Genomic DNA, 6,803 nt, shown 5'->3' on the forward strand with positions numbered 1-6,803 from the left:
CAGATAAAACGTGCCCTTGATATTCTCATCAGCTATGGTGTGTTCAGTAAAATAAATGTCACCAACTAAATCCACGGGCGGTACAAAAAAAAACCAGAGCAAAACGACTAAGGTTCCTGCCCTAAAACAAGCCGCCCAAAAACCGAGTCCTAAACCAAAGAAAAAACCGAGGGCAACCAGAAAGACCGGAACAAAGCAACCTGATAAGAAAAAAAAACCCGGAAATTTCCATGAGGTGAAAAAAACGGTTTTAGGTATTGCCATCCTTTTGGCGGTCTGCCTGACCACGGCCATGCTGGTTGATATTTTTCTAAAAGCCCGTCACCCTGTGGCACCGGAAACCCGGACGGACAAAAAAAGGGGGCCTGTGGCACCGCCTCAGGCCCCCGCCCCGACGCCACCAGAGGACAATTCCCTGCCTCCCCAAAAAAAGGACCGGCCCGCCATTGAACCCAAACTCATAACCAAAGCAGAGGGCCTTAAGGAAAAGCAGCATCCCCCGGATAAAAGCACTATTACCAAAACACAGGTACATAAAAAAGGTTCGGCCATTGTTTATGAAGTGTATGATGATGTAACGCCGACACCCCCCAAAAAGGTTGTGCCGCCGAAAAGAAATGATTTTGTTCCTCAGATTGCTATTATCATTGATGATATCGGATATGACAAAGAGCTGACCATGGACCTGCTCAACATAGATAAGAATATCACCTTCGCCATTCTGCCCTTTTCTCCTGCCGGAACCCAACTTGCTCACAGCCTGTCGGCAAAAGGGGCGGAAGTGATGCTGCATCTTCCCATGGAACCGACCGAGTACCCCAAAGTCAACCCAGGGCCGGGGGCGTTGTTCTCTAAGATGTCCCCGGAGGAACTGTTAACCCAGCTTCGCAAGGATATCCATGCGATTCCCGGCACCGTAGGGGTAAATAACCACATGGGCTCCAGGCTTACGGCCGATTCAAACAAAATGAATCAAATTTTCACGGTACTGAAACAAAACCATCTCTTTTTTATTGATTCCAGGACATCTGCTGAATCCAAAGCAGAGCAATGCGCCCGTATGTTTCAACTCAAATTTTCCCACAGGGATGTGTTCCTGGATAACTTCCAGAATGTTGAGTACATTTCAGGGCAAATCGAAAAACTTATCAAAGAGGCCAAGGAAAATGGCAGTGCCATTGGTATCGGCCACCCCCACCAGGCTACCCTGGATGCGCTGAAAAGAGAACTTCCCAAAACCAGGGGCAAGGTCCGGCTGGTACCGGCGAGCAAGCTTGTTGAGGTGCCGCAAATCTAAAGATCCTGATATAATTCCAGGGCCTGGTCCACAGGTATCCGGTCGGGCAACAGATCTTCAAAGCAGGCGATAAAATGGTTGTTTACAGCGGCTAAAAGGGTATTCATCCGGTCAAGGTCCAGCATATCAGACCGATCCAGTTTTTTTACGCCCTTAAAATTTTTAGGGCAGAAGTCCACCATGGCCCTGCCCTCTTTTTCCATGTACAGGGGATATCCGTGGGTCCTGCAGATAATAGGACGGGCCTCATAGACCATACAGACATGGTCCACAAGCAGGGGGCATGTGCGATCCGTCTGATCCGCCTGCTCAAGGATCTTTTCCCGGTATGGGGCATCCAGGCGACTGAAGGCCCGTGACAAGGCAAAGGCCTCAACCGGAAAGAACGACAAATGCCTGCAACATTCATCACACCCTTTTTTGCAGGCAAGCCGGTCTTTATGAACCCGGGCAAGCCTCTGGATATGTTCATCCACCCGTGTGATCAGGTCCGTATAATTTTTCAATAAAGTGTCAATCATAGGGTCAGTCATTGTGTCTGCGGCCTGCTCAAAGATTTTTTATATGAAACTATAGACAAGATACAAGAAACAAGAGGGCGAAGCGCCTGCGGCGCCCATTTTAGCCCTGAATTGTTGGAGTCTTTAGTTTCATTGTTTGTTGTGGGCTTGCGGCCCATGTGGGTTATATGAAAGTCTTGAGTCTTGAGTTATGAGTCTTGAGGAAAACAGCTTTTTTTTAATCTCAATACTCATAACTCACGACTCAAGACTCACATCTTTCATTGTTTGTTGTGTCTGCCAGGGCATGGGGTTATTACCGGATTGATCCTGATTTGCCGGAGGATGTCAGTCCGGCATCCTCCATGGCAATCTCAAGGAGAGCTACGCATGTCTCCCGGAGACCGAGGATATCTGCCTCCCTGGAACCCATAACAAAGCTTAAATCCTCTTCCGGATCGTTGCGCGCAAGCTTATTGCAGACCATATCAGCCAAACGGACCATCACCAAGAGGCTGTCCGATTCATCATACGCATTAACGTGGTGGTCCCGTGCGATACGGCAGTACAGCCCGGGCAGATTCCACTTGCTCAACAGCGCGTATCCCTGCTGTTCATGGAGGCTATCCAGAATTTTATCCATGAGGGTCGCGGTGAGGGGAATCTGGTTATCTTTGGACTTCTTGATTTTTTCCATGGCGCTGAGCAGGCAAAGCTTTCCCATATCATGAAGCAGGCCGGCAATAAAGGCCTTGGACACCAGATCCGCCATCTTCAGGTGACGGGCCAGCCACTGGGAGGCAAAAGCACAGGCCAGGGAATGATCCCACAGCTTTACCTGGCGAGCATGGATGGCCGGGATATCCGAGGAAAAATTTTTTTTGTGAATCACCTGCATAATGATATGGACCAATTCATTCCCTCCCAAACGGAGTGCAGCCTCCTTGATGGTGAGTACCTCTCCCAGCCCTTTGTAATAAGCGGAATTGGCTACTTTCAGGATCTCACTTGTCAGTGTGGGGTCGGTTTGAATCAATTTTTTCACCACCCCCATGTCGGGGTCGGCTTGAAGGACGGCATCCTGAAGTTTTGCCGCATCCGGGTTCAGCACAGGAAAATTTTCCTGTGCTGTAATATACCGTTGTAAGGTTTCCAGAATAGAAATTTTACGATTCATGGTTAAATTCCCAACAACCGATTGATTTCATGTATGGATCGCGGGGGGATGAGCCGGGGAACACATCTGAAAATCTCATCCAGGGTGGTAGTTCCGACGGCAGCCTTGGCCAGCGCATCCTCCATCAAGGTAACAAGGTTGGTTGTTTCCATACTGATCTTTCTGATCTCAAATGTCGATTTATGACTTAAAATGGCCTCTCTGACATGCTCATTGAGTACCAGCATCTCAAAAACCGCAACCCTGCCCTTGTATCCGGTATAGTTGCAGACCCGGCATCCCTCCCCCTTTTTGAACTCATACTTGGCAATGTCCTGGGGAATAAAATTGAGCAGTTTAAGCTCGCTCGGGGATGGTTGGTGGGGACGGCCGCAGCTGGTGCAGACCTTCCGGAGCAGACGCTGGGAAAGCACGCAGACCACGGTGGACGAAATCAAAAAAGCCTCTATATTCATGTTCATCAGGCGTATCAGGCCTGAAATGCTGTCTTCGGTGTGAAAGGAGGTCAGCACTTTATGGCCGGTCAAGGCGGCCTGCACTGCCACTTCCGCCGAATAGTTGTCCCTTATTTCTCCGATGACGATCACGTCGGGGTCCTGGCGGACGACATGGCGCAGGGTTTCCTCATAAGTCAGGTTGATATCCGGGTCAATGGAGCATTGGGTGATTCCCTCCATGACATATTCCACTGGATCTTCTGCGGTAATAATGCTCAGTTCGGGTTTTTTAATGTGCTTGATACTGGAATAAAGGGTCGTGGTCTTTCCGGAACCCGTGGGCCCTGTGATGATGAGAACCCCGCTGGGCACCCCTAAAACGTCCCGGATATAATGGGTAAGCATCTTGGGCTGCATGCCGATACCCTCAATGGAAAGAATCTGATCAATGCGGTTCAGAATCCTGAGCACCACCTTTTCGCCGAACACGGCCGCATAAAAGGAGGCCCGCAGATCATAGGTATTGCCCTTGTAATCGAAACTCATGCGGCCGTCCTGGTGCCGCCGTTTTTCTGCAATATTGGCCTTGCTCAGCACCTTGAACCTTGCTGTAACCATGGCTTTGGATGCCTGGGGCAGATCCCTGTGAAATACAAGGATACCGTCAACCCTGAACTTGACCTGAAGCCTGTCCTTTAAGGGTTCAACATGGATGTCGCTGGCACCCTGCTCAATACCCGCGCTGATAATGGCATCCACAATGCCCATGGCCGTATTCTCATCAATGGCTTTGGCCTTCTTGCCGTTGGCCAGGGTATCAAGGTAGCGTTCGATGGCGCCCGGAGAACAGATGGCAACCTCCAGGTTGTCTCCGTATAATTTTTTAGCATTGGCCATACTGGACTTATTATAGGGGTCTGCAAAGGCAACCATAACTTTGCCCTCCAGGGTTTTGACCGGGAGAAAATGATTGCTTCGACACCAATTGAGCGGGGCCTGGTTCAGCAGAGCCGTATCCGGATCATCCACCGAAAAATTAATAAAGGGAAACCCAAGCTGGACAGAAAGGGCCTCCAGAAAATCCTGTTCCCCCATGAAGTGATGCTCAACAAGAACCTGCCCCAACTGTTTTCCAGACTTGGACCCCTGAAGGTCCAGGGCGGCTTTCAATTTTTCAGGACTCAGATATCCCAGTTCCACAAGCAGGTCACCGATGCGCAGGGAGAGGCGGTTGGACCTGAGTACCTCCTTGAGCCGGCTGTCTGATACATAATTCAGTTCCTTGAGCACGCTGATGATGGTGTTCCCGGCAGAAAGCTTTGCTTTGACCCGCATGGCAGTCTTGGCCTGGTCACGGCTCACGGCGCCGGCCTCCACCAGGGCGGTAAGAATCTTATTTTCTGTTAAATCCGTTTCTGTCACCTTTATGTATTTTCCTTAAATAATCAGGGACATATTCTATATCATACCCCCAAAAGTCCAAATTTAGCGGAATACTTAAAAAAGCACGGAAAGTCAATACAGCCTGATCAAGAACAGCCATTTTAAATATAGATTTAATCCTACGCAAACATGCCGTAACATTATGATGGATGAGAGAATTTACGTTTGATATCGTGTCTGACCGGAAACCCTTGTTTTTATTGGTTCCCTATCCCTTCGGGCGTAAACCCACCATAAAATAAATATTGAAATCCTGATTGAACCCCTTCTGGTCTGCATGGTGGCCGGTTTTTTGACTGCCAATTCAAGGCGGTACAGGAAAGAATTTCTTGATTTACTCCACCGTACCGGTCCAGGGATTTACATTGCCTTTTTCACCCTGACCGGGGCCTCCATCCGCCTTGATACCCTGGCCGATAGCTGGCCGATTGCCCTTATCCTGTTTAGTGTTCGCGTCTTTGCCGTATTTACAGGCTCTTTTTTAGGGGGGTGTCTGGCCGGGATTGACGTCCAAAGCAGTCGGACTTACTGGATAGCCTTTATCACCCAGGCCGGCCTCGGGCTTGGGCTTGCCAAACAAGTGGGAATAGAATTTCCCCAGTGGGGCCCTTCTTTTTCCACACTTATTATATCCGTTATTATCCTTAACGAGATCGTCGGCCCCCCGTTGTTCAAACTGGCCATCAAGCGGATGAAAGAAGATCACTCCCCGGCCAAGCCCAATGCCTTGACCGCGCCACAAAATGTGGTAATTTTTGGAACCGACAGCCAATCTACCGCATTGGCCCATACCTTGTTTTCCCATGGGTGGCAGGTGAAACTGGCCCAGCCAAGGGGGGGATCGACCCTATCCAGCCTGGAAAACAGCCGCAAGATACCTGTACAGGTTGTGGACGGGTTTGATCGCAAAGCCCTTGAACAAATCCAGTGCCAAACAGCAACAGCCATTGTGACCCTGCTGAGCGACAGGAAAAACCTGGATATCTGCGAAACCGCCTTTGAGCATTTTGCCACCCAGACCCTGGTTGCCCGCCTCAATGACTGCAGTAACTTTAGCGCATTCCAGGATCTCAACGTATTGGTGGTGGATCCTTCCACCGCCATTATCGGGTTGCTGGACCACTTTGTCCGGGCACCGGAGGCGGCTTCCCTGCTGATGGGGTTTCAACGGGGCCGGGATGTGGCAGACGTGACGCTCCGCAACCCGGACCCTGCCGGCATTTCCCTAAGAGACCTTCGCCTGCCCTTTGACTCGGTGATCATAGCGATCCGGCGCAGGGGAACGCTCTCTGTCCCCGTTTGAGATGCTTAGCCAAAGGGAAAACGAAATGACCACGGTGCTGGCACCGGGACTTGCCATCCCCCACCTTATCATTGAAGGAGAAAACCAATTTAGTATGCTAATCGTCAGAAGCAGAAAGGGAATCATTTTTTCGCCCCAAACCCCAAGCGTTCATGCCGCATTTGTACTGGTGGGCACAAGGGATGAGCGCAATTTTCATCTTGAGGCCCTGTCCGCCATCGCCAAGATCGTCATGGACCCGAGATTTGAGCATAAATGGCTCAGGGCCAGGTCTACCAAGGCACTTAAAGAGTTGCTCCTGAATGCCGACCGGAATCGCCGGTCAGCTCCGCCTTTACAAAACGGCTTCTCCAAGCAATAATTCAGATTGAGAATTGCTGCAAACGCCCCTTTAAAGTTGCTTTTTCGTGCCCAACCCGGTATGGATTAGCCAACTTGAATGACAGCCTTGGGCTGACGCATGACCTGCAATGAAATATGCAAACAATCCAACGAATTATTGTAATGTTCATCTACCCCCACTGGAGAAGAATATGCATTTTGAATGCAGGGGCATGACTTTCACCTACCCGGAGGCGGACAAACCGGTTCTGGAAAATCTTAATTTTTCCATGGCCGCACCCGGATTTAACGCTGTTTTCGGGCC

The 6,803-nt window shown here is 50.0% G+C and carries 7 protein-coding genes; 3 read left to right on the plus strand and 4 right to left on the minus strand.

The features are described from left to right. Nucleotides 1–264 (minus strand): hypothetical protein (locus tag AB7U36_RS15265; RefSeq protein WP_428160578.1); only part of this gene is annotated, 264 nt, incomplete at its 3' end. On the opposite strand from AB7U36_RS15265, the gene AB7U36_RS15270 reads away from it, so the two are divergent. Beyond that, entirely contained in the window at nucleotides 236–1,297 is a 1,062-nt protein-coding gene (locus AB7U36_RS15270) for a divergent polysaccharide deacetylase family protein (protein WP_428160579.1), read from the plus strand. The genes AB7U36_RS15265 and AB7U36_RS15270 overlap by 29 nt on opposite strands. Here the strand turns inward: AB7U36_RS15270 and AB7U36_RS15275 are convergent. The 3 genes from AB7U36_RS15275 to AB7U36_RS15285 form a co-directional block, all read right to left on the minus strand. Further along, a complete protein-coding gene (locus tag AB7U36_RS15275) occupies nucleotides 1,294–1,818 on the minus strand; it encodes a YkgJ family cysteine cluster protein (RefSeq protein ID WP_428160580.1) in 525 nt (174 codons plus the stop codon). The genes AB7U36_RS15270 and AB7U36_RS15275 overlap by 4 nt on opposite strands. 295 nt (nucleotides 1,819–2,113) lie before the next feature. Next, the gene (locus AB7U36_RS15280; protein ID WP_428160581.1) at nucleotides 2,114–2,974 is read right to left on the minus strand and encodes an HDOD domain-containing protein; all 861 of its coding nucleotides are present in this window, start codon (nucleotides 2,972–2,974) and stop codon (nucleotides 2,114–2,116) included. Between the two features lie 2 nt (nucleotides 2,975–2,976). Continuing rightward, entirely contained in the window at nucleotides 2,977–4,833 is a 1,857-nt protein-coding gene (locus AB7U36_RS15285) for a GspE/PulE family protein (RefSeq protein WP_428160582.1), read from the minus strand. Between the two features lie 313 nt (nucleotides 4,834–5,146). Here AB7U36_RS15285 and AB7U36_RS15290 point away from each other — a divergent pair, with 313 nt between their 5' ends. Continuing rightward, complete coding sequence (locus tag AB7U36_RS15290) at nucleotides 5,147–6,157, plus strand: NAD-binding protein (protein ID WP_428160583.1); 1,011 nt, start codon at nucleotides 5,147–5,149, stop codon at nucleotides 6,155–6,157. 25 nt (nucleotides 6,158–6,182) lie between these two features. Continuing rightward, complete coding sequence (locus AB7U36_RS15295; protein WP_428160584.1) at nucleotides 6,183–6,518, plus strand: PTS sugar transporter subunit IIA; 336 nt, start codon at nucleotides 6,183–6,185, stop codon at nucleotides 6,516–6,518. The last annotated feature ends 285 nt before the right edge of the window (nucleotides 6,519–6,803 follow it).

It is taken from the genome of Desulfobacter sp. (genome assembly GCF_050177295.1).